Source organism: Lysobacter sp. CFH 32150, from assembly GCF_022758295.1.
Classification (GTDB): Bacteria; Pseudomonadota; Gammaproteobacteria; order Xanthomonadales; family Xanthomonadaceae; genus CFH-32150.
In genome coordinates, this window is record NZ_JALDWJ010000002.1 from 277174 (window position 1) to 300282 (window position 23109).

Sequence of the window (23109 nt, forward strand, 5' to 3'; positions counted from 1 at the left end):
GTAACCCTCAGCGGAAAGGCGCGTCGGCAGCGCGGCGCGCGGCGATTTCCGACTCGAAGCGGTCGCCGATCGCCAGCAGTTGCGGCTTGGTCACGATGTTCTGGCCGCGCTTGTCGAAGTGGTATTCGTGAATGTGCGTTTCCACGATCGAATCCACCGGGCACGACTCTTCGCAGAAGCCGCAGTAGATGCACTTGAACAGGTCGATGTCGTAACGCGTGGTGCGGCGGGTACCGTCGGCGCGCTGCTCCGAGTCGATGGTGATCGCCAGCGCCGGGCACACCGCTTCGCACAGCTTGCAGGCGATGCAGCGCTCTTCGCCGTTCGGATAACGACGCAGCGCATGCAAACCGCGGAAACGCGGCGACTGCGGCGTCTTCTCCATCGGGTACATCAGCGTGTACTTCGGGCGAAACAGGTACTTCAGCGTCAGCCAAAGGCCCTGCCCCAGCTCGATCAGCAGCAGGCTTTTGAAGTAGGCAACGATCGCGTTGGATGAAGGCTGGTTCATGTCAGTTCTCAAGCTCCCGGCACGAACACGTTGTAGTACGCCAGTAGCGCGGTGACGCAGATCCAGGCGATGGTGATCGGAATGAAGACCTTCCACCCCAGCCGCATGATCTGGTCGTAGCGATAGCGTGGGAACGAGGCGCGGAACCAGATGAAGCAGCTGGCGAAGAAGAACACCTTCGCGAACAGCCACCACCAGCCGTCCACCGACAGCAGCGGGATGTTCCAGCCGTGGAGCGGGCTCAACCAGCCGCCGAGGAAGAAGATCGAGGTCAGGAAGCTGACCAGGATCATGTTGGCGTATTCGGCCAGGAAGAACAGGGCGAACTGCGAGCCGGAGTACTCGACCATGTGGCCGGCCACGATTTCCGATTCGCCTTCGACCACGTCGAACGGTGCGCGGTTGGTCTCGGCCACGCCGGAGATGAAGAACACGACGAACAATGGCAGCAGCGGCAACCAGAACCACTCCAGGAAGCCGGCATTACCGGCCTGCGCCATCACGATCTCGCTGAGGTTGAGGCTGCCCGCGGCGATCAATACGCCGACCAGGGCGAAGCCCATCGCGATTTCGTACGACACCATCTGTGCCGCGGCACGCAATGCACCAAGGAAGGCGTACTTCGAGTTCGATGCCCAACCGGCGAGGATGATGCCGTACACACCGAGGGAGCTGATCGCCAGTAGGTACAGAAGGCCGGCATTGGCGTTCGACAACACGACCTTCGTATCGAACGGCACTACCGCCCACGCGGCCAACGCCGGCACCAGCGCGATCAACGGCGCCAGGCGATACAGGAACGGCTGCGCGACGGTCGGCTGCACCACTTCCTTGAACAGCAGCTTGAACACGTCGGCGAAGGCCTGGAGGACGCCCTTGCCGACGTACATCGGCCCGTGGCGTACATGCATCCAGCCGATCAGCTTGCGTTCCCACACGACGTAGAACGCAACGGTGATGATCACCGGCATCGCGATCGCGAGGATCTTCAGCACGATCCAGACCAGCGTACCAATCGCGCCGAACGAGAGCAGCCAGTCGCGGAACGGATCGAAGAGAGTCGTCATGGGCGTCATGCGCGACGGACCTCCACCTTGCCAGCAGCGGCGAGCGGCGCGGTGGCGCCATAGCCCGATTCGATCCAGACGCTGCCCGGTGCCACCTGATTGCTGATCGCAACCGGCAATGTCGCGGTGCCAACGCCATTGCCGACTTTGGCGATCGCATCGACGGTCAAGCCCGCAGTTTGTGCATCGCTCGGATGCAGCACGATGCGCGCGCCCAACGTCAGCGGATGCGATTGCAGCGCGGCGGCGCGACGCACGACTGCATCGCTACGGTAGATCGCTTGTGAGGCAGCAACTTCAAGACCATCGCCAGCCGCAGCAACAGCCCTGCCCTTGGCAACGACGACTGCGCGCGGTTCGGCGCCATCGCGCATGCTGACCAGATCGGTGAATTCGAAACCCGGGGCTGCGAGTTCGGCACCAATCGCGCGTAGCACGCGCCAGCCGGCGCGCGCCTCGCCTGGCAGCTTGCCGGCAGGTACAGCGGCCTGATCGCGGCCTTCGAGGTTAGTCAACGTCGCGTCCACCTCGGGCAATGCGCCAATCGGCAGGATCACGTCGGCGACGCGCTTCGTGGACGCGCATGCGAAGTGGCTGAATGCAACGACCTGCGCACTGCCCAATGCCTTCATCGCCAGCGCCTGGTCGGCGAAATCGAGTCCCGGCTCGATGCCGTAAAGCACGTAGGCACTGCGGGGATCGGCCAGCATCGACTGTGCATCGCGCGAAGTCGGCAGCACGCCGAAACGGGCCAGGCCGAGCGCGTTGGCGCCCTGCGGAATGCGGCAGATTGCGGCGTTGTTCGTACTCGCAAAGGCACGCGCGGCAGCGCGGATCGCGCTTGCGTGAGGGCCAGCCTCGGCGACGCCACCGACGATCACCACCGCACGGGTTGCGCCATCCAATTTGACTGAACCTAGCGCTGCGGCAAGCTGCGACGGTGACACGATCTGTTTCGAGGCGATGTCGAAGGTGAACTCGAAATCGACCGGATTGACCACATGCACCTTGGCGCCGCGCTGGACCGCCTTGCGCACGCGCTGGTGCAGCAGTGGCAGTTCGTAACGCAGCTGCGAACCGACGATAACGATTGCGTCGGCCTGTTCGATGTCAGCAACCGGCATTGCGAACGCTTCGGCTACGGCGCCATCGGACAGGTCAAGCTGGCCGATGCGGTGATCGAGGTTGCCGGTACCGAGCGCATCGGCGAGGCGTGCGAGCAAGGCGCCCTCCTCGTTCGAAGTCGCCGGATGCACCAGCACGCCGAGATCGTCGGCGGGGTTGTCGCGCAGGATCTTCGCGGCCTTGGCCAGCGCCTCTTCCCACGTCGCCTCGCGCCAGTCATCGCCATCCTTGACCAGCGGTTTGGTGGCGCGGTCTTCCGCGTACAGACCCTGGTGCGAATAGCGGTCGCGATCCGACAACCAGCATTCGTTCACGGCTTCGTTGTCGCGCGGCACGGCACGCAGCACTTCGCCGCGGCGCACATGCAGGAACAGGTTGCTGCCGAGCGCGTCGTGGTAGCCGAGCGATTCCTTCGCCATCAGTTCCCAGGGTCGCGCACGGAAACGGAACACCTTGTTGGTCAGCGCGCCGACCGGGCACACGTCGATGACGTTGCCGGAGAGTTCAGTCGTCAGCGGCTTGCCGTCGTAGGTGCCGATCTGCAGGTTCTCACCACGCATCATGCCGCCAAGCTCGTAGGTGCCGGCGACTTCCGCGGTGAAGCGCACGCAACGTGTGCACTGGATGCAGCGGGTCATGTCGGTGGCGACCAACGGACCCATGTCTTCGTCCGCGACCACGCGCTTGCGCTCGCTGAAGCGGCTGACTGAGCGGCCGTAGCCAAGCGACAGGTCCTGCAGTTCGCATTCGCCGCCCTGGTCACAGATCGGGCAGTCGAGCGGATGGTTGATCAGCAGGAATTCCATCACGTTGCGCTGCGACTTCAACGCCTTTTCGCTGCGCGTGGTGACCTTCATGCCATCCATCACCGGCGTGGCGCAGGCCGGTGCCGGTTTCGGCATCTTCTCGACTTCGACCAGGCACATGCGGCAGTTGGCCGCGATGCTGAGCTTGTCGTGGTAGCAGAAGCGCGGGATCGGAATGCCGGCCTTGTCGGCAGCAGCGATGATCATCGAGCCCTTCGGCGCGGCCATCTCGACGCCATCGATGAAGACGGTGACGTGATCCGGCGGGAGATTCGGATTCACCGGCTGCGCGCTCATGCGGCCACCGCCTGCGCAGCGCCGGCGCGCTGATCGTCGACAAGGAAGCGCTTGTTCACGATCGCGTACTCGAACTCGTTCCAGAAGTGGTGGAGGAAGCCCTGCACCGGCCACGCCGCGGCTTCACCGAACGCGCAGATGGTGTGGCCTTCGATCTGGCCCGCGGCGGCGCGCAGCATGTGCAGGTCGTCGAGCGTGGCCTGCTTCTCGACGATGCGCGTGAGCATGCGGTACATCCAGCCGGTGCCTTCGCGGCATGGCGTGCACTGGCCGCAGCTTTCCTTGAAATAGAAACGTGCGATGCGCTGGCAGGCGCGCACCATGCAGGTGGTCTCGTCCATCACGATGACCGCGCCCGAACCGAGGCCCGAACCGGCCTTCTGCAACGAGTCGTAATCCATCGTGCAGGCCATCATCGTGTCGGCAGGCAGCACCTTCATCGACGAACCGCCCGGGATCACCGCTTTCAGCTTGTGCCCGTTGCGTACGCCGCCGGCCATCTGCAGCAGTTCGGAGAACGACGTACCGAGGCGGATTTCGTAATTGCCCGGCTTGTTGACGTGACCGGACACCGAGAACACTTTCGGGCCGCCGTTGTTCGGCTTGCCAAGGTTGAGGAACCACTCGGCGCCGTTGCGGATGATCGCCGGCACCGACGCATAAGTCTCGGTGTTGTTGATCGTGGTCGGCTTGCCATACAGGCCGAAATTGGCCGGGAACGGCGGCTTGTAGCGCGGCTGGCCTTTCTTGCCTTCCAGCGATTCCATCAGCGCGGTTTCTTCGCCGCAGATGTAGGCGCCGGCGCCGAGCACGTTGTAGATGTCGATATCGACGCCCGAGCCGAGGACGTTCTTGCCCAACCAACCGTGCTTGTAAGCCTCGGCGGTAGCTTCTTCCAGGTGCTCGAACGGTTCGTGGTGGAACTCGCCGCGCAAGTAGTTGTATGCAGCGGTCGAACCGGTGGCGTAGCAGGCGATCGCCATACCCTCGATCACCGCATGCGGGTTGTAGCGCAGGATGTCGCGGTCCTTGGCGGTCCCCGGCTCGGATTCATCCGAATTGCACAGGATGTACTTGGTGCCCGCACCTTTCGGCATGAAGCTCCACTTCAACCCGGTCGGGAAACCAGCGCCGCCGCGACCACGCAGGCCGGACTGCTTGACCATCTCGACCACGTCCGCCGGCGCGATCTTCTCTTCGATGATCTTGCGCAGCGCGGCGTAGCCGCCGGTCTTGAGGTAGTTCTCGTACGACCACGGCGTGTCGTAGTGCAACGTCGTGTAGACGACGTTGTGTTCCTGCGGAGCAGGACCGACCGGGCCAGTTGTCTGGTGCGCCATTCCGTCCTGCCTCACTTCAAACCGTCGAGCAGTTCATCGACCTTCGCAGGCGTGAGCTTCTCGTGGTAATGACCGTTGATCACCATCATCGGCGCGCCGCAGCATGCAGCGAGGCATTCTTCCTCGCGCTTGAGGAAGATGCGGCCGTCGGCGGTGGATTCGCCCAGCTTGCAGCCGAGTTTCTTCTCGGCGTGCGCGACCAGATCCTCGGCACCATTGAGCCAGCAGCTGATGTTGGTGCAGAAGGCGACGTTGTTGCGGCCGACCTTCTCGGTCTCGAACATCGAATAGAAAGTCGCGACTTCGTACGCCCAGACTGGCGGCAGATCGAGGTACTTGGCGACCGCCGCGATCAGTTCGTCAGTCAACCAGCCGTCGTTCTGTTCCTGCGCGGCATGCAAACCCTGCAGCACGGCCGAGCGCTTGCGGTCCGGCGGGAACTTCGCCAGCCAGTGGTCGATATGGGCGCGGGTCTTGTCGCTGAGCACGACCAGCGGATCGACGTTGCGCGCGTTTTCAAAATTACCTGTGGCCTTCATCGATCGATCTCACCAAAAACCACGTCGTACGTGCCGATCATCGCCACCACGTCGGCCAGCATGTGGCCCTTCACGATCGCATCCATCGACGACAAGTGGGCGAAGCCCGGCGCGCGCAGCTTGCAACGGAACGGCTTGTTGGCGCCGTCGCTGACCAGGTACACGCCGAACTCGCCCTTAGGTGCCTCGACTGCGGCGTAGGTCTCGCCGGCCGGCACGCAATAGCCTTCGCTGAACAGCTTGAAGTGGTGGATCAACGCTTCCATGTCGTCCTTCATCGCTTCACGCGACGGCGGCGACACCTTGTAGTTGTCCAGCATCACCGGGCCCGGGTTGGCCTTCAGCCAACGGATGCACTGCTCGATGATGCGGGTGGACTGGCGCATTTCGGCGACGCGCACCAGGTAACGGTCGTAGCAGTCGCCGTTGGTGCCGAGCGGGATGTCGAAGTCGACTTCCGCGTACTTGGCGTAGGGCTGCTTCTTGCGCAGGTCCCACGCAATGCCGGAACCGCGCACCATCGGGCCGCTCATGCCCCAGGCCAGCGCGTCTTCCGGCGTCACCACGCCGATGCCGACGGTGCGCTGCTTCCAGATGCGGTTCTCGGTCAGCAGCGTCTCGTACTCGTCGACGCGCCTCGGGAAATCCTCGGTGAAACGCTCGAGGTAATCGAGCATCGAACCTTCACGCCACTCGTTGAAACGCTTGAGCTTTTGCCCTTTACGCCACGGCGATTCCTTGTACTGCGGCATGCGCTCTGGCAAGTCGCGGTAGACGCCGCCGGGTCGGTAGTAGGTGGCGTGCATGCGCGCGCCCGACACGGCCTCGTACACGTCCATGAGCTCTTCGCGTTCGCGGAAAGCGTAGAGGAACACCGCCATCGCGCCGAGGTCGAGCGCGTTCGAACCCACCCACATCAGGTGGTTCAGGATGCGCGTGATCTCGTCGAACATGGTGCGGATCCACTGCGCCCGTTCCGGCGCCTGGATGCCCATCAGTCGCTCGATCGCAAGCACGTAAGCGTGCTCGTTGCACATCATCGAGACGTAATCCAGGCGATCCATGTAGCCGATCGACTGGTTGAACGGCTTGGATTCTGCGAGCTTCTCGGTACCGCGGTGCAGCAGACCAATATGCGGGTCGGCACGCTGGACGGTTTCGCCATCCATCTCGAGGATCAGGCGCAGCACGCCGTGTGCGGCCGGGTGTTGCGGGCCGAAGTTCAGCGTGTAGTTGCGGATCTCGGCGTTGCGCAAACCCGAGGTGTTCGGCGCGTTGTCTTGAAGCTGGACGCTCACTTCTTCACCTCGACCTTCTGCGCCTGCTCTGATCCAGCACGTTCGCCTGCGGCCGTCGCGTAGCGCGCGTCGTCGCGGATCACTCGCGGCACCAGTACGCGCGGTTCGACCGACGTGACCGGCTCGTACACCACGCGCTGCTTTTCGGCGTCGTAACGCACTTCGACGTTGCCGATCAGCGGGAAATCCTTGCGGAACGGATGGCCGACGAAGCCGTAGTCGGTGAGGATGCGACGCAGGTCCGGATGGCCTTCGAAAATGACGCCGAACATGTCGAAGGCTTCACGCTCGAACCAGTTCGCGCCGATCCAGATATCCGTGACCGATGCGACAACCGGCAGATCATCGTTCTCGGCAAAGCAACGCACGCGCACGCGGCGGTTGCGCTGCACCGACAGCAGGTGCGCGACTGCGGCGTAACGCCGCTTCGGAACAGCAGCCGCGCCACTGGGTTGTTCGCCCCAAGCGAAACGACCCGGACCCTTGCCTTCCACGCCACGGCTGAAACCTTCCGAGGACACGTCGCTGGTGTCCCATTCGTCACTGCCATAGCCGAGGTAGTCGACGCCACACAGGTCCATCAACTGTTCGAAGCCGAACTCGTCGCGCAATGCACGGCAGGTGCCATGCCAGTCGGATGGCGCAACTTCGAGCGTCACTTCGCCGCGCGGTTCGGCGACATCGACGACGGCGCCGACAAAGCGCGCGCGCAGGCGTTCGGCGAAGGCGGTCGCAGGCTCGCTCATGCGGCGCTCTTCTCGGTTGTCGGCGCAAACGGATTCTGCGCGGTGCGGCGGATCTTCTTCTGCAGCTGCAGGATGCCGTAGACCAGCGCTTCCGCGGTCGGCGGGCAACCCGGCACGTACACGTCGACGGGCACGATGCGGTCGCAACCGCGCACCACCGCGTAGGAATAGTGGTAATAGCCGCCGCCGTTGGCGCAACTGCCCATCGAGATCACCCACTTCGGGTCGGGCATCTGGTCGTAGACCTTGCGCAACGCCGGGGCCATCTTATTGACCAGCGTACCGGCCACGATCATCACGTCGGACTGGCGCGGCGACGGGCGGAACACCACGCCATAGCGATCCAGGTCGAGGCGCGCAGCGCCCGCATGCATCATCTCGACAGCGCAACAGGCGAGGCCGAAGGTCATCGGCCACATCGAGCCGGTGCGCGCCCAGTTCCACAGCACATCCATGCTGGTGGTGACGAAGCCGTGCTCAAGCAGCGGATTGTTGTCCTTCGAAGGCATCAGGATGTCATCGACCCGGCCTTCCGGCAGCGGGTTATGCATCAGGCCCGAGACGGTTTGGATCACTCCCATTCGAGCGCGCCCTTCTTCCAGACGTAGACGAAACCGATCACCAGCAACGCGAGGAACACGCCCATCTCGACGAGCCCGAACACGCCGAGTTCACGGAACACCAGGGCCCACGGGAACACGAACGCGATTTCGAGGTCGAACACGATGAACAGGATCGCGATCAGGTAATAGCGCACGTCGAATTGCATGCGCGCGTCTTCGAACGCGGCGAAGCCGCATTCGTACGGCGACAGCTTTTCGGCGCTGGGACGCTTGGGCCCGAGCAGGTTGCCGACGAGGATCAGGGCGACGCCGATCCCCGTGGCGACGATCAGGAACAGCAGGGTCGGCAGGTATTCGGCCAGCACTCGTGTTCTCTCGGCTATGCCGCGGTATCGCGGCTTTGGCTCATCGCTGAATTCGCAGAAACAGGGAAGCGGGTGGGATATCCGGGAAAGCGATCCGCGTCGATGCGGCCCAACTTTCCGACTCCCTGCTCCCGATTCCCTATTCCGTTCTTTATGGTGCCCAAGGGGGGACTCGAACCCCCACGACTTACGTCGCTACCACCTCAAGGTAGTGCGTCTACCAATTCCGCCACCTGGGCAAGCGGTTCCGCATCAAACACGATGCGGAGTCGAATATTGTAAGCCGGATCAACCGCCCTGCGAAGGTTGCGGAGCCGGTTGTTCCTGCGGTTGCGTTGCCGGCGCCGTTGCATCGGCCGCTGGCGCAGTCGCCGGTGCAGTCGGGACCGTGGCGGCTGGGGCCTGCGCTGCAGGTGCGGTCGGGACCGCATTGTCAGCGGCCGGCGCCTTGGGCAGTTCGTCCATCACGCTGCTCTGCTGCACCTCGGCCGGCTTGGTCGCGCTGTTGGTCGCGTACCAGGCCATGAACAGGCTGATCCCGAAGAACAGGATCGCGAGCCACTTGGTGCTCTTCGACAGGAAGTTGCCTGCGCCGCGCGAACCGAACACCGTCGCCGAAGCGCCGGCGCCGAAGCCGGAACCCGCCTGGGCACCCGCACCCCGCTGCATCAGGATCATCGCGATCATCGCGATCGCGAGCAGCACATACACCACGTTGAGGATCATCAACAGCATCGGAAGCTCTGCGTTTACGCCACCGCCGCAGCGGCGATGGCTAGGAAATCCCGGGCGACCAGCGACGCGCCACCCACCAGCCCGCCGTCGACGTCAGGCTGCGAAAACAGCGCGCCGGCATTGTCGGGCTTCACGCTGCCGCCGTACAGGATCGGCAACGAATCGGCAATTTTAGCATCGCGCGCGGCAATTTCGCCACGGATGAAGGCATGCACGGCCTGCGCCTGCTCCGGTGTGGCGGTACGGCCGGTCCCGATCGCCCAGACCGGCTCGTAGGCCACGATCGCCCCTTCCAGCGCCTGCGCCCCGCCCTCTGCAAAGATGGGATCGAGTTGCTGCTCGATCCGCCACTCGGTCTGCCCGGCCTCGCGTTCATGCAAGGATTCACCCACGCAGAGGATTGGCGTCAGCCCGGCACGCTTGGCGGCGAAGAACTTGGCGGCGACCAACTCACTGCTTTCCCGGTGGTACTGGCGGCGCTCTGAATGTCCAACCAACCCGTAACGGGCACCCACGTCGATCAGCATCGCCGCGGAAACTTCGCCGGTATAGGCCCCCTGCTCGTTCACGCTGACATCCTGCGCGCCGAACTGCAGGCTCTCGTCATAGCGTTCGACCAGCTCACCCAGGTAAGGGAGCGGAGGCAGCACGATACGCTCGACACCCTGCGGCGCCGCGAAGGCGACGATTTCGTCCAGCAACGCGAACGCGAATTTGCGGTCGCCATGCAGTTTCCAGTTACCGGCCACGATCCGACGGCGCATGCACCAATCCTGTTTGACGAGGTGCACAGTCTAGCGCATGGCCTCACGACGCCAACGCGGCGGCGCGTAAGATCGAGGAATGGGCGAGGACAACATCAAGTATCGATTCAAAGTCGACCTCGACGACCCGAACAATGGCCACAGCCTGTTGCACGCGCTGGTGATCGGTACCGGCAAATCAGCAATGGAGATCCTCGAAGTTGGCTGCTCCAGCGGTTATGTAGGCGCCACCTTCATGGCCAAGGGCCATCGTGTAACGGGCGTCGAACAGGACCCGGCCTCCGCTGCCGCAGCCGGGGAAGTGCTTGGCGAAGTGCACAATGGCGCCGTCGACGACTTCTTCGACGCACACCCGGACTGTTGCTACGACGCCATCCTGCTGGGCGATGTGCTGGAACATATCGCCGACCCCACTACGACGTTGCGGCGTTGCGTGACCCGGCTTGCTCCCGACGGTGTCGTCGCGATCTCCCTGCCTTGCATCACCCACGGCAGCGTGCGGGCAATGCTACTCGAAGGCCGCTGGGACTATGGCGACTATGGCCTGCTCGATCGCACCCACTTGCGCTTCTTCTCCCGCGAAGGCATGGCGCAACTGCTTGCCGACGCTGGCCTGGAAATCGAGAAGTTGTTTGCGGTAGTCCTGGGCATCGACGATGCCAACCGCGAATACGGCATGAAGCTGCAACCGGAATCCATTGCCGCCGTCGAAGCCCTGGCCAACGATGACGAATTTTTCAACTTCCAGTTCGTACTGTTGGCTCGACCATCCCGATCAGCGATCGCACCCGCAGATCTCCTTGCGCGCAACCTGGCGATGCCCATCCAGAAAACCGTACCGACGCCGCGCCTGCCGGGTTGTCGCTCCTCCCTGCAGCGTCAGCGGATACGTTGGTTCAAATCGTTGTTGCAGGGCATTACACGGCGTCGTTTTCGCAATGCCCGCACTTGATGGCGTGAGACCTATCAGGTTAGTCGACGCTCAACCGTAGTTCGCCGTGATCCGGGTAGCGTAGGGTGCGCCGCTTGCCGTCCGCGCCAGTGATGCCGTTGACCTCGATCGACCAGTGCCATTCACCACGTCCGAACCGACGTTTATCGAGCTGCACTTCCCGACCGGGATGTCGCCTGAAACGAGGTGATTGACCCTGCTCGTCCGCTCGCGTTTCGAACCCATTGAAACCGGTCCAGTACCCGGCCCAGCCGTGATGGTTCCACCAACGATCGCTTTGCGGATTCAGTGGCGCGTCCTCCGGACGATCCACGCGCCATTCACCCAACTGCGCCGATACATGCAGATTCAGCGGCGCCTCCAATCCAGGCGCGGCGACATGCAGGTCCATCGTGCCGAAGTCGCCTTCAGGAATCGTGTAGCAGAACCAGACGTAATGGCGATCCTGGAACTGGTACAGCATGATCCCTTCCGCAACCGCATACCGGGCTTGCGCGATCGCGGGAAACTCGTCGCAGCGCCCGTCCATCAGCGGATAAGCCGGCACCGACGGGCGTACGGCATGTGGCGCACAAGCCGCCAGCAGCACAGCCCCTGCAACGGCAGCGAGGCATCGATGCATTACTTGAGCTTGATCTCCGCCAGTCGCTCTTCCAGATATCCGTGCGCGGTGATCGGCTCGGGATAACGGCTGGGATTGTCCGGTGTAATGCACGAGGGCAGCACGTCGATCAGGAAATCCGGGTTCGGGTGCAGGAAGAATGGCGTCGAATAGCGCGGCTGGCGTGCCAGTTCACCTGGCGGATTGACCACGCGGTGCGTCGTCGACGGATATACATGGTTGGTCAACCGCTGCAGCATGTCGCCGATATTGACCACGATGGTGTCGGCGTCGGCGGTGAACGGCACCCAGTCGCCCTTGCGCGACTTCACCTCCAGCCCTGCCGCGCTCGCGCCGACCAGCAGGGTGATCAGGTTGATGTCCTCGTGCGCGCCGGCACGCACGTTGGGGATGTCCGGCGTGGTGATCGGTGGGTAGTGGATCGGGCGCAGGATCGAGTTGCCGAAGTCAGTCTTGTCGGCAAAGTAATCTTCCGCCAGTCCGATGTGCAGCGCGAGCGCGCTGAGCACCCGCGAACCGAGCTGATCGAGGGCCTGGTACAGGCCGTAGCCGATATTGCGGAATTCCGGGATTTCTTCCGGCCACAAATTCGGCGGCATCACGTCGGCGTACTTGGAGTCGCGCGGAATCTCGCGGCCGATGTGCCAGAACTCCTTGAGGTCGGAGTACAGCGCGCCTTTCGCGGTCTCGATGCCGAATGGCGTATAGCCACGCGCGCCACCGCCACCAACCACGTGGTATTTGCGCTTGACGTCCTCGGGCAAGGCGAAGAAACGCCGGAATACGTCGTAGGCCGCATCGATCAGTGCCGGATCGATGCCATGGCCACGAATACCGGCGAAGCCCCATTCGCGGTAAGCCGCGCCGAGCTCGGCGACGAAGGCGTCGCGATCAGCGTCGAAGCGGCGGATGTCGAGGGTCGGAATCTGGGAAGTCATTGCAAGCCCTGTTTTTCCAGCAGGCCATGATTCATTGCGCCGCAGCACGCACCGCATCAGTCAAGGCATTGAGTGTCGACTGCATCAAGGCCGCATCGTCCGCCTCGACGGTGACCCGCACTACCGGCTCGGTGCCGGATGGTCGCAGGAAGGCACGCCCACGCCCTTGGACCGCCTTCTGTGCCACTGCCAGCGCGGCCAGCACGCTGGTGGCTTCGGCCGGCTTGGTATTACCTTCGTAACGCACGTTGACCGTCTTCTGCGGCACTTTGCTCATGCCGGCCAGCGCGTCGTGTAACGACAGGCCGCGACGACGCAGCACTTCCAGCACCTGCAGCGCGCTGACGATGCCATCGCCGGTGCTGGTGCGATCCAGGCACAGCAGGTGACCCGAGGCTTCCCCACCCAGCACCCCCTCGTGCTGTAGAAGTGCTTGGTGCACGTACCGGTCGCCGACCTTGGCGCGGATGAAACCGATGCCGCGTTCGGCCAGCGCGCGCTCAAAACCATAGTTGGTCATCAATGTGCCGACTACGGGGCCGTGCAAACGACCGCTCTGCTGCCAATCGGTGGCGAGCACGTACAGCAGATCGTCACCGTCGCACACCGTGCCGTCGCGATCCACCAACAGGACGCGATCGCCATCGCCATCGAAGGCGATGCCGAGATCCGCGCCGGTCTCGATCACGCGCGCGGCGAGTGTTTCCGGATGAGTGGAGCCCACGCCATCATTGATGTTGAGGCCGCTCGGGTCCACACCGATCGCATCCACCGACGCACCGAGTTCGCGTAACACCAGCGGGCCGATCTGGTAGGTCGCGCCGTTGGCGCAATCAACCACAATGCGGGTGCCGCTGAGATCGAAACCTTTCGGGACCGAATTCTTGCAGGCCTCGACATAGCGGCCGATGGCATCGCGGGTGCGCACGGCCTTGCCGAGCTGCTCCGACGGCACGGTGCGGAACGGTTGTTCCAGCGCGGCCTCGATCGCCAACTCGGTCGCGTCGTCGAGCTTCTCGCCTTCGGCCGAGAAGAACTTGATGCCGTTGTCGTAATGCGGATTGTGCGACGCGGAGATCACGATGCCGCCATCGGCGCGCAGCGAATGTGTCAGGTGCGCGACTGCCGGCGTCGGCATCGGCCCCATCAGCTGCACGTCGACGCCCGCCGCGACCAGGCCGGCTTCGAGCGCCGCCTCGAACATGTAGTTGGAAATGCGTGTGTCCTTGCCGATGATGACCACCGGCTTGCGCCAGCCGCGGCCGCCCTGCATGGATTGCAGCAGCGCGTGGCCGTAGGCATTGCCCAGGCGCAGCACGAAATCGGCAGATATCGCGCCCTCGCCGACCCGGCCACGGATGCCATCGGTGCCGAAATACTTGCGGCTCATGCAGTGACTACCGTTTCGTCCTCGGGCACCGGCTGCTTCATCAACATGGCCAGCAAGTGAGCGAGGTGATCGCGCATTTCACGACGATCGCAGATCTGGTCGATGGCGCCGTGATCGACCAGGAATTCGGAACGTTGGAAACCTTCCGGCAACTTCTCGCGCACGGTCTGTTCGATCACGCGCGGGCCCGCGAAACCGATCAGGGCTTCCGGTTCGGCGATGTTGATGTCGCCGAGCATGGCGAACGACGCCGACACGCCGCCGGTGGTCGGATGCGTCATGACCGAGATGTACGGCAGTCCCGCCGCACGCAGGCGCGCGAGCGCAGCCGAGGTCTTGGCCATCTGCATCAGCGAGAACAGGCTTTCCTGCATGCGCGCGCCGCCGCTGGCAGAGAAACAGATGAAGGGGCAGCCGAGCTCCAGCGCCGTTTCGGCCGCGCGCGCGAAACGCTCGCCGACGACCGAGCCCATCGAACCACCCATGAAGGCGAAGTCGAACGATGCGGCGACCAGGGGCCTCGATTTCAGCGTTCCCTGCATTGCGACGAGCGCGTCGCGCTCGCCAGTGGACTTCTGCGCGGCCTTGATGCGGTCGGAATACTTCTTCTGGTCCTTGAACTTGAGCACGTCGGTCGGGGCGAGTTCGGCGGCGATCTCCTGCATGCTGTCCACGTCGAACAGCGAGGCCAGGCGCGCACGGGCCCGAATCGGCATGTGGAAGTTGCATTTCGGGCAGACCTCGAGGTTCTCCTCGAGTTCGGGCCGGTACAGCACGGCGCCGCAACGATCGCACTTTTCCCACAGGCCTTCGGGCACGCTGCGCTTGGTGCCGCCTTCGGTGCGGATCCGCGAGGGCATCAGTTTCTTCAACCAGGACATGCGGTTTCCCGTTTTTTCAAGCTACGAGCGAGCGGGACAGTCTAGCGCAGCGGCTGCCTAACCGATGGCATCGAGGCCTGCACGCAATGGACGCAGGAAAGCGGCGGCTTGCGCAGCCGGATCGCTCGCATCCGCGAGTGCCGCGACCAGGGCGCTGCCCACGACCACGCCATCGGCATCGCGCGCCATCGCAGCAGCCGACGCCGCATCCTTGATGCCGAATCCCGCCGCCACTGGCACCTTCGTCGCCGCACGGATCTCGCGCAAACGCGCGCTGGCGACATCGGTATCGAGCCGGTCGGCGCCAGTGACGCCGGCAAAGCTGACGTAGTAGAGATAGCCTTGCGCGTCCGCGCACAAGCGAGCCAGGCGCGCGTCGGTCGTGGTCGGCGACGCAAGCAGGATGACGTCCAGGCCATGCGTGGCGAAAGCGGCGCGCAAGGCCTCCGCTTCCTCTGGCGGCAAGTCGACCAGCAACACGCCGTCGACGCCGGCATTCGCCGCATCGGTGGCGAAACGCCCATACCCGCGGATTTCGACGGGATTGAGATACCCCATCAGCACCACCGGCGTTGCCGCATCGCGCTGGCGGAACTCGCGCACGCATTCGAGCACGTAGGACAGCCCCGCACCGCGCGCGAGCGCGCGTTCAGAGCTGCGCTGGATGGTCGGACCATCGGCCATCGGATCGGAAAACGGCACACCGAGTTCGATCACGTCGGCGCCGGCTTCGACCAACGCATGCATCACCGGCACCGTCGCCGCGAGCGATGGATCGCCCGCGGTAACGAACGGCACCAGCGCCTTGCGCCCGCTGGCGCGCAGCGCAGCGAATTTCGCGTCTAGGCGACTCACTCGGCGGCAGGCGTCGCAGGCGAAACCGGACCGGCAGCAGCCGCGGCGGCGTATTCGGCAGCGAGCTCGGAGACGCCGACATCGATACCGCGTTCATGGCCGAGGCCGTCCAGATGTTCGTTCAACATGCGGCGGTACAGCGTAGTCATGTAGTTGAGGAAATCAGTGCGGTCCCGCCCGGGATCGCTCGCATTGGCGAGGTACACGTGCGCGTTGAAGCGCGCGGCCGCGAACAGGCTGGCCATGCTGATGCGCTTGAGACCCTGCTGTTTGGACTGGCGGTTGGTCAGTTCCAGGTACTCGTTGACGACGGTGAAGAAGGCCGGGTCAAGCTGGTTTGCCGCGCTTTCGTTTGCGGCCTGGGTCTGGTTTTCGTCGCTCATGGTCATGCTCCGTGGTTCGTGCTCAGAAGTGGATATTCAGAAGTGGATGTTTTCGCGTGCGGCAATGGTATGGACGTCCTTGTCGCCGCGGCCGGACAGGTTGCAGAGCACGATCGCGTCTTTCGGCAGCCCACGTGCGAGCTTCACCGCCTGCGCGATCGCATGGCTGGATTCCAACGCGGCGAGGATGCCCTCAGTACGTGCCAACTGGTGGAACGCGGCCAGCGCTTCGTCATCGGTGACGCCGACATAGTCGGCACGGCCGGTGTCCTTCAGGAATGCGTGCTCGGGACCGACGCCGGGATAGTCGAGGCCGGCGGAGACCGAATGCGTCTCGATGATCTGGCCATCGTCGTCGCACAGCACATAAGTGCGATTGCCGTGCAGCACGCCGGGGCGACCGGCCGACAACGACGCGGCATGGTGGCCGGAGGCAATGCCCTCGCCTGCCGCTTCGGCGCCGACCAGGCGTACATCGCGATCGTTCAGGAACGCGTGGAACACGCCGATCGCGTTGCTGCCGCCGCCGACGCATGCGGTGACGACATCCGGCAGGCGCCCGTATTCGGCCAGCATCTGTGCTCGCGCCTCGCGGCCGACAACGGCGTTGAAGTCGCGGACCATGCGCGGATATGGATCCGGGCCGGCGACGGTGCCGATGATGTAGAACGTGCCGTGCACATTGGTGACCCAATCGCGCATCGCCTCATTGAGCGCATCCTTCAGCGTCTGCGAACCGCTCGTCACCGGCACCACGGTCGCGCCGAGCAGCTTCATGCGGTAGACGTTGATCTTCTGTCGCTCGATGTCGGTCGCGCCCATGTAGACGACGCATTCGAGTCCGAGCCGCGCCGCCACGGTCGCACTGGCGACACCATGCTGCCCTGCGCCGGTTTCGGCGATGATCCGCTGTTTGCCCATGCGTTTGGCGAGCAGCGCCTGGCCGATGGTGTTGTTGATCTTGTGCGCGCCGGTGTGGTTCAGATCCTCGCGCTTGAGCAGGATGCGCGCGCCGCCGGCTTCGCGACTCAGCCGCTCGGCGTGATAGATCGGACTCGGGCGGCCGACGTAATGCGCCAGGTCGTTCTCGAATTCGGCGATGAAGGCCGGATCGATGCGCGCGGCATCGTAGGCCGCAGCCAGTTCCTCCAGCGGCCCGATCAGGGTTTCGGCGACGAAACGCCCACCAAACCGGCCGAAATGGCCGTTGGCATCCGGATAGGCATGGAAATCTATCCCAGCAGCAAGAGGGAGATCAGTGATCTGAGTGGCAGTCGGCACGGCGGACTTCTTCGACGAAACGACGCATTTTATCGCCGTCCTTGATCCCCGGGGCACTTTCGATGCCGCTGGACACGTCCACTCCCCACGGGCGGGTCGCGATGACTGCGTCGAAGATGTTGTCCGGGGAGAGGCCGCCGGCCAGCAGCCAGGGCTTGCCGGGGTCGCCGGGCAACCGCGACCAGTCGAACGTCTTGCCGCTGCCGCCTTGTTCGCCCGGAACATGACTATCGAACAGGAAACCAGCGGCGCCGGGGTAGCGTGCCTGCAGGCTGGGGGCGTAGTGCATGCCTGGTTCGCCCATCGCGATCGCTTTCAGGTAGGGCACGCCAAAACTCCGGCAAAAGGCGTCGCTCTCGTTGCCATGGAACTGCAGCAGGCTCGGGCGGACGTGGCGGACGACTTCACGCACTTCCTCGTTCGGGTTGTCCATGAACAAGGCGACCGCATCGACCAGTGGCGCCAGGGCATTGCGCATCGCCCGCGCTTCCTCGGCTTGCAGCCGGCGCGGGCTGCGCTCGGCGAAGACGAAGCCGATCGCGTCGACGCCAAGTTCGCTGGCCAGGCGCACGTCGCCCGGGCGGGTCAGGCCGCAGAACTTGATCCGGGTGCGGAACAACGTCTTGCTCACAGCGTCACCTCGTGCGGCAGGCCGCATTCGCGCGGGTATTTCGGCCCGAGGAACACCAGGCCAGCGGACGGCGCGGTCGGTCCCGCCAACGTGCGATCGCGTCCGGCGAGCAGTTTGGCGATCCATGCCTCCGGCTGCTCACCGCGGCCGACCATCAGCAGCGAGCCGACGATATTCCTCACCATGTGATGCAGGAATGCATTCGCCTGTACCTCGATCGCGACTTCTTCACCGTTGCGCCGCACTTCGATCTCCTGCAGATCGCGGCGCGCGTGCGGAGCCTGGCAATGGACGGTGCGGAATGCGGAAAAATCGTTCTCTCCGAGCAGGCTCTGCGCCGCACGATGCATCGCGTCGGCGTCGAGCGGGCGACGCTCCCAGCTCAGATACTGCCGGCCCAGCGCCGGTCGCACTGCACGATTCAGGATGCGATAGCGATAGCGCCGCGCCCGTGCCGAAAAACGTGCGTGGAAATCATCGGAGGCCGGCACGCACCAGCGCACGCAGATCGACGGCGGCAGCTGTGTCGTGGCGCCGAGTACCCAGCCTCGCGGGTCGCGCTCGATCCCGGTATCGAAATGCACGACCTGGCAAGCCGCGTGCACACCAGCATCGGTGCGGCCGGCGCAGACGGTGGCGATCGGTGCGTCCGCGACGAAAGCCAGCGCCGTTTCCAGTGCCTGCTGCACCGTCGCATCGCCTGGCTCGCCTGGCTTGCTGAGTCGTTGCCAGCCGAGGAAGTCGCTGCCGTCGTACTCGACGCCCAGCGCGTAGCGCATCGCCTAGGTCCCGTGCGCTGCGCGCATCACTGCACGCATCTTGAAAGCATGCATCTCAAAGCTCGCGCAGCATGCGCGAAGCGGCTTCACGCGCGACGGGGTCGCGGCCGTTGATCACTTCGCGCAGCAGGATGCGAGCGGCTTCGTCGTCGCCCAGATCGAGATAGGCCCGGGCCAGCTCGATCTGCTGGCTGGCGTTGGCCGGTTCGGCCAATTCAGCGGGTGGCGTAGGCGCCGGTGTCGCGGTGCCGGCGTGCCAGGTCGGTGCCGCACCGATCGCCGCTGGCGCTGCGGTCCAGTGCGGCGCCTGCTGCTGCGCTGGTGCAGCGGGAACGTCAGCCACTGCGGCGTCCGGTGCCACAGTCGGGATACCAGCTGCCAAGGCGGCGGTGTCGTAACCACGCCGCATTACCGGTGCCGCTTCAGGGGTGCGGCGACGGGTGAACAGCCAGGCCAGCAGACTCAATACGATCAGGCCGAGCCCACCCCACAACCACGGTGTGATCGTGGCCTGCGCCTGCTTGTCCGCCGGTTGAGCCGGGTTCGCGGCGACCTGCGCCGGCGCGGCCTTGCGCGCATCTGCGAGGCGTTGTTGCGCTGCGGCCAGCTCGCTGTCCTTCATGCTGATCAGCTGTTGCTGTTGCTGCTGCAGCTTTTCGAGATCGGCGACGCGGGCCTTGAGTTCCTCGACCTCGGCGTTACGTGCGGCCAGGTCTTCCTTCGACTGTTGCAGTTCCTGTCGCAGCATTTCGCCCTCGCCCCCGGCGCTCGCGCCGGATCGTGTTCCCGGTCGGTTGCCGCCGTTCGACGGCGGCACGATTTCCAATCTGGCCCCTGCCACGCGACCGGCATTGCTCCTTGCGGAGGTCGACGCGCCATCGCCGCCATCGACCACGGCAGCCGGCTGCGGCGCCGGGTCGCGTATGGCTTGCCATTGTTCGATCTGATCGCGCACCACCACCGCGGCTTCGCTCGCACTGAGCTGCGCCACTTCGCTCGCCTGCGGGATGCGCAGGACAGCGCCTGCCTTCAGCAGGTTGATGTTGTTGCGGATGAAGGCCTCGGGGTTGGCTCGCAACAACGCCAGCATGGTCTGGTCGAGGCTGTAGCCACGGCCGGCGTCGAGGCGGCTGGCGATCTCGGACAGCGTGTCCCCTTGGTGCACGTCAAATGCCGAACCGGAAATGCTCGATGGAGCCGGGATGTCGACCGGCGCCGCTTCGATGGGCTCAGGCGGTGCAGTGGCGATGCTTGCTTCCGGTTGTTCCTCGGCAGAATCCGCGGCTTCAGCCTCGGGTATCCCGGCCGAGGTCTCGGCGTCAGGCGCCTGCACGATGGTGTTCGATGGTGAGACTTCCGGCGCCTCGATCGGCGGCTGCGCCGGCGCCGCGACTGTTCGTGGCGTATCCAGCAAGGCCGAGTATTCGCGCACCAACCGGCCTTGGCCCCAGTCGACTTCGACCAGGAAGGTCACCAGCGGCTGATTGATCGGCGCGGCGCTGGTGACGCGGATCACTGGGCGACCGCGCGCATCCAGCGCGACGCTGAACTGCAGATCCGCGGCGGCGCCACTGGGCGGTTCCAGCCCGATGCGGCGGAATGTATCGGGTGACGCAAGGCGTGCCTGAAGCTGCTCGAGTTCGGCCGGATCGTTGGAAATGATTTCGATCTCGGCCAACAACGGTTGGTCGAGCTTCGACTTGACCTGGATCTGGCCTAGCCCGAGCGCCGCCACCGGGCCGGCGACGGCGACCAGGGCGATGGCCATAGCAGCTCGCAACTTGTTGATCACGCCCACTCCCCCCGAGCAACGCTCGGCCCGACTCTAGCCGTGTGCCGTGGCTGCTGGCAATGATTTCCGTCGTTTAGACGCGCCTGTTCACACTTTAGTGCACTGCAGGACGGTTTCAGCTGCGGGTACGAAGCCCGCGGCTGAAACCCGGCAGAGAGTCAGCCTTCGGCAGCTACCAGCTCCGCGATCTGCACGGCATTCAGCGCCGCACCCTTGCGTATGTTGTCGGAGACGACCCATAGGTTCAGTCCTCGCGGGTGCGAGAAGTCCTCGCGGATACGGCCGACGTAAACCGCATCGCGGCCGGAGGCATGCGTGACCGGAGTCGGGTAGCCGCCGGCTTTGTGCTCATCGACCACTTCCACGCCAGGGGCGTTTTCCAGCAACTTGCGCGCCTCGGCCACGGTGAGCTTGTCGCGCGTCTCGATGTTGACCGCCTCGGAATGGCCGTAGAACACGGGTACGCGCACCGCGGTGGGGTTCACCTGGATGCTGTCGTCGCCGAGGATCTTGCGGGTCTCCCACACCAGCTTCATCTCTTCCTTGGTGTAGCCGTTGTCCAGGAAGTCGTCGATGTGCGGGATCAGGTTGAAGGCGATCTGCACCTGGAAGCGCTGCGGGTCGGCCTGCTGGAAATTGAGGATGCCCGCAGTCTGCCGGCCGAGTTCCTCAAGCCCCGAACGGCCGGCACCTGAGACGGACTGGTAGGTGGCAACATTGATGCGCTCGATCTTGGCCTTGCGGTGCAACGGCCCCAGCGCGACCAGCATCTGCATGGTCGAGCAGTTCGGATTGGCGATGATGCCGCGCGGGCGGTTCTTCACCTGGTCCGGGTTGACCTCGCTGACCACCAACGGAACGTCGGCGTCGTAGCGGAATGCGGAGGAGTTGTCGATGACGACTGCGCCAGCCGCGGCGAACTTCGGCGCGTATTCCTTTGAAGTCGAGCCACCCGCCGAAAACAACGCGATGTCGACGCCGGTCGGATCGAACGTCGCCAGGTCCTGCACCACCACGTCGCGATGGCCAAACTTCACCTTGCCGCCAGCCGAGCGTTCGCTCGCCAGCGCGACCAGTTCGCCGACCGGAAAATTGCGCTCGGCGAGGATGGACAACATCACTTCACCAACCGCACCCGTGGCGCCAACCACTGCAACCTTGAATGTCTTGCTCATTTAGATAACGACCTCTTGTGCTTGCTACAGGCGCAGCGTTGGCCCGCCTGCGGAATGATGGGGAGGGAACCGATGTGCGGCGCAGCCGCTGCTTCGCGCCTCTTGGCGCTGCGCGTCTGGCCGCTATCGTTTGCCTTCACCCGGTTTGGATGCATGCACCGCAGATGGAATCCGTGGCGTCACGTCGCCGACGTCGCCGCATTGCGCACGATGGCGCAGCGCCTGGTCGATCAGGACCAACGCCAGCATCGCCTCGCAGATCGGCGTGGCGCGGATGCCGACGCAGGGGTCATGGCGGCCGGTGGTCACGATCTCGACCTCATTGCCTTCGACGTCCAGGCCGCGTGCCGGCAGCCGCAGGCTCGAAGTCGGCTTGAACGCGACCGAGCACACGACCTGCTGGCCGGTGGAGATGCCACCAAGGATGCCGCCGGCATGGTTGGACAGGAACCCGTCGTGGGTCGCCTCGTCGCGATGGGTGGTGCCGCGTTGCGCGACTGCGGCAAAGCCGTCGCCGATCTCCACGCCCTTGACCGCGTTGATCGACATCATCGCCGCGGCGAGTTCGCCGTCGAGCTTGCCGTAGATCGGTTCGCCCCACCCTGGCGGCACGCCGTCGGCGACCACGGTCACGCGCGCGCCGACCGAATCGCCGGACTTGCGCAACGCATCCATGTAGCTCTCCAGCTCCGCGACCTGGCCGGCATCAGGCCAGAAGAAGGGATTGGCTTCGATCGCCGCGGCATCGAAGCCGCGCGGCACGATTTCGCCGATCTGCGCCAGATAACCGCGTACCCGCACGCCGAACTTTTCCAGCAGCCACTTCTTCGCGATCACGGCCGCCGCGACGCGCATCGTGGTCTCGCGCGCGGACGAGCGCCCGCCCCCGCGTGGATCACGATGACCGTACTTCTGCCAGTAGGTGTAATCGGCATGACCGGGTCGGAACTGCGCCGCGATGTTCGCGTAATCCTTGCTGCGCGCATCGGTGTTGCGGATCAGCAGCGCGATCGGCGTGCCGGTGGTGCGGCCTTCGTACACGCCGGAGAGGATTTCGACTTCGTCGGCTTCATGCCGTGCCGACGTGTGGCGGGTCTTGCCGGTGGCACGGCGATCTAGGTCGTGGCGGAACTCTTCGGCAGTAATGGCCAGTCCCGGCGGGCAACCGTCGATCACGCAGCCGATCGCCGGCCCGTGGCTCTCGCCGAAGGTCGTCACTGCGAACAGCTTGCCGAAGGTGTTGCTGGACACGTTGTCGATCCGTTTCCTGTTGT

At 64.4% G+C, this 23109-nt stretch carries 24 protein-coding genes and 1 tRNA gene; 1 reads left to right on the forward strand and 24 read right to left on the reverse strand.

Going from position 1 to position 23109, the window contains the following annotated elements; translation table 11 throughout:
* Positions 1 to 7: 7 nt before the first annotated feature.
* From nuoI to tpiA, 12 genes are all read right to left on the reverse strand, one after another.
* Positions 8 to 511 (reverse strand): NADH-quinone oxidoreductase subunit NuoI, encoded by a 504-nt coding sequence (gene nuoI, locus MO486_RS04715; protein WP_242904948.1) that lies wholly within the window; start codon positions 509 to 511, stop codon positions 8 to 10.
* 8 nt (positions 512 to 519) lie between these two features.
* Positions 520 to 1578 (reverse strand): NADH-quinone oxidoreductase subunit NuoH, encoded by a 1059-nt coding sequence (nuoH, locus tag MO486_RS04720; RefSeq protein WP_242904950.1) that lies wholly within the window; start codon positions 1576 to 1578, stop codon positions 520 to 522.
* Between the two features lie 5 nt (positions 1579 to 1583).
* Positions 1584 to 3806 (reverse strand): NADH-quinone oxidoreductase subunit NuoG, encoded by a 2223-nt coding sequence (nuoG, locus tag MO486_RS04725; protein WP_242904951.1) that lies wholly within the window; start codon positions 3804 to 3806, stop codon positions 1584 to 1586.
* The gene (gene nuoF, locus MO486_RS04730; protein WP_242904952.1) at positions 3803 to 5146 is read right to left on the reverse strand and encodes an NADH-quinone oxidoreductase subunit NuoF; all 1344 of its coding nucleotides are present in this window, start codon (positions 5144 to 5146) and stop codon (positions 3803 to 3805) included. The genes nuoG and nuoF overlap by 4 nt, the downstream gene beginning before the upstream one ends.
* Positions 5147 to 5157: 11 nt before the next feature.
* A complete protein-coding gene (gene nuoE / locus MO486_RS04735) occupies positions 5158 to 5685 on the reverse strand; it encodes an NADH-quinone oxidoreductase subunit NuoE (RefSeq protein WP_242904953.1) in 528 nt (175 codons plus the stop codon).
* On the reverse strand, positions 5682 to 6983 hold the full coding sequence (locus MO486_RS04740) for an NADH-quinone oxidoreductase subunit D (protein WP_242904954.1): 1302 nt from the start codon (positions 6981 to 6983) through the stop codon (positions 5682 to 5684). Before MO486_RS04740 ends, nuoE begins: the two co-directional genes overlap by 4 nt.
* A complete protein-coding gene (locus tag MO486_RS04745) occupies positions 6980 to 7729 on the reverse strand; it encodes an NADH-quinone oxidoreductase subunit C (RefSeq protein ID WP_242904955.1) in 750 nt (249 codons plus the stop codon). The genes MO486_RS04740 and MO486_RS04745 overlap by 4 nt, the downstream gene beginning before the upstream one ends.
* Positions 7726 to 8310 (reverse strand): NADH-quinone oxidoreductase subunit B, encoded by a 585-nt coding sequence (locus tag MO486_RS04750; protein WP_242904956.1) that lies wholly within the window; start codon positions 8308 to 8310, stop codon positions 7726 to 7728. The genes MO486_RS04745 and MO486_RS04750 overlap by 4 nt, the downstream gene beginning before the upstream one ends.
* Positions 8301 to 8657 carry an NADH-quinone oxidoreductase subunit A gene (locus MO486_RS04755; protein ID WP_242904957.1) on the reverse strand — a complete coding sequence of 119 codons (357 nt, stop codon included), beginning with the start codon at positions 8655 to 8657 and terminating at the stop codon, positions 8301 to 8303. The genes MO486_RS04750 and MO486_RS04755 overlap by 10 nt, the downstream gene beginning before the upstream one ends.
* Before the next feature lie 154 nt (positions 8658 to 8811).
* Positions 8812 to 8896 (reverse strand) — tRNA-Leu (locus MO486_RS04760).
* A gap of 49 nt (positions 8897 to 8945) precedes the next feature.
* Positions 8946 to 9392, reverse strand: a complete 447-nt coding sequence (gene secG / locus MO486_RS04765) for a preprotein translocase subunit SecG (RefSeq protein WP_242904958.1) — start codon at positions 9390 to 9392, stop codon at positions 8946 to 8948.
* 14 nt (positions 9393 to 9406) lie between these two features.
* Positions 9407 to 10156 (reverse strand): triose-phosphate isomerase, encoded by a 750-nt coding sequence (tpiA, locus tag MO486_RS04770; RefSeq protein ID WP_242904959.1) that lies wholly within the window; start codon positions 10154 to 10156, stop codon positions 9407 to 9409.
* Between the two features lie 79 nt (positions 10157 to 10235).
* Here tpiA and MO486_RS04775 point away from each other — a divergent pair, with 79 nt between their 5' ends.
* Positions 10236 to 11108, forward strand: a complete 873-nt coding sequence (locus MO486_RS04775) for a class I SAM-dependent methyltransferase (protein ID WP_242904960.1) — start codon at positions 10236 to 10238, stop codon at positions 11106 to 11108.
* 19 nt (positions 11109 to 11127) lie between these two features.
* Here MO486_RS04775 and MO486_RS04780 read toward each other — a convergent pair whose 3' ends face one another.
* The 12 genes from MO486_RS04780 to aroC all read right to left on the reverse strand — a co-directional run bounded on the left by MO486_RS04780 (position 11128) and on the right by aroC (position 23086).
* A complete protein-coding gene (locus tag MO486_RS04780; protein WP_242904961.1) occupies positions 11128 to 11730 on the reverse strand; it encodes a hypothetical protein in 603 nt (200 codons plus the stop codon).
* A complete protein-coding gene (locus MO486_RS04785) occupies positions 11730 to 12668 on the reverse strand; it encodes a 2-oxoglutarate and iron-dependent oxygenase domain-containing protein (protein ID WP_242904962.1) in 939 nt (312 codons plus the stop codon). The genes MO486_RS04780 and MO486_RS04785 overlap by 1 nt, the downstream gene beginning before the upstream one ends.
* A gap of 31 nt (positions 12669 to 12699) precedes the next feature.
* The gene (gene glmM, locus MO486_RS04790) at positions 12700 to 14058 is read right to left on the reverse strand and encodes a phosphoglucosamine mutase (RefSeq protein WP_242904964.1); all 1359 of its coding nucleotides are present in this window, start codon (positions 14056 to 14058) and stop codon (positions 12700 to 12702) included.
* Positions 14055 to 14939 carry an acetyl-CoA carboxylase, carboxyltransferase subunit beta gene (gene accD / locus MO486_RS04795; protein ID WP_242904966.1) on the reverse strand — a complete coding sequence of 295 codons (885 nt, stop codon included), beginning with the start codon at positions 14937 to 14939 and terminating at the stop codon, positions 14055 to 14057. Before accD ends, glmM begins: the two co-directional genes overlap by 4 nt.
* 57 nt (positions 14940 to 14996) lie before the next feature.
* Entirely contained in the window at positions 14997 to 15794 is a 798-nt protein-coding gene (gene trpA, locus MO486_RS04800) for a tryptophan synthase subunit alpha (RefSeq protein WP_242904968.1), read from the reverse strand.
* A complete protein-coding gene (locus MO486_RS04805; RefSeq protein ID WP_242904969.1) occupies positions 15791 to 16177 on the reverse strand; it encodes a DUF3144 domain-containing protein in 387 nt (128 codons plus the stop codon). The genes trpA and MO486_RS04805 overlap by 4 nt, the downstream gene beginning before the upstream one ends.
* 36 nt (positions 16178 to 16213) lie before the next feature.
* Positions 16214 to 17440, reverse strand: coding sequence for a tryptophan synthase subunit beta (gene trpB / locus MO486_RS04810; protein ID WP_242905345.1), 1227 nt, complete (start codon positions 17438 to 17440; stop codon positions 16214 to 16216).
* A complete protein-coding gene (locus tag MO486_RS04815) occupies positions 17433 to 18089 on the reverse strand; it encodes a phosphoribosylanthranilate isomerase (RefSeq protein WP_242904970.1) in 657 nt (218 codons plus the stop codon). Before MO486_RS04815 ends, trpB begins: the two co-directional genes overlap by 8 nt.
* The gene (gene truA / locus MO486_RS04820; protein WP_242904971.1) at positions 18086 to 18868 is read right to left on the reverse strand and encodes a tRNA pseudouridine(38-40) synthase TruA; all 783 of its coding nucleotides are present in this window, start codon (positions 18866 to 18868) and stop codon (positions 18086 to 18088) included. Before truA ends, MO486_RS04815 begins: the two co-directional genes overlap by 4 nt.
* Positions 18869 to 18923: 55 nt before the next feature.
* Complete coding sequence (locus MO486_RS04825; RefSeq protein WP_242904972.1) at positions 18924 to 20660, reverse strand: FimV/HubP family polar landmark protein; 1737 nt, start codon at positions 20658 to 20660, stop codon at positions 18924 to 18926.
* Positions 20661 to 20818: 158 nt separating this feature from the next.
* Positions 20819 to 21835 carry an aspartate-semialdehyde dehydrogenase gene (locus MO486_RS04830; protein WP_242904973.1) on the reverse strand — a complete coding sequence of 339 codons (1017 nt, stop codon included), beginning with the start codon at positions 21833 to 21835 and terminating at the stop codon, positions 20819 to 20821.
* 123 nt (positions 21836 to 21958) lie between these two features.
* A complete protein-coding gene (gene aroC, locus MO486_RS04835) occupies positions 21959 to 23086 on the reverse strand; it encodes a chorismate synthase (RefSeq protein ID WP_242904975.1) in 1128 nt (375 codons plus the stop codon).
* Positions 23087 to 23109: the final 23 nt, after the last annotated feature.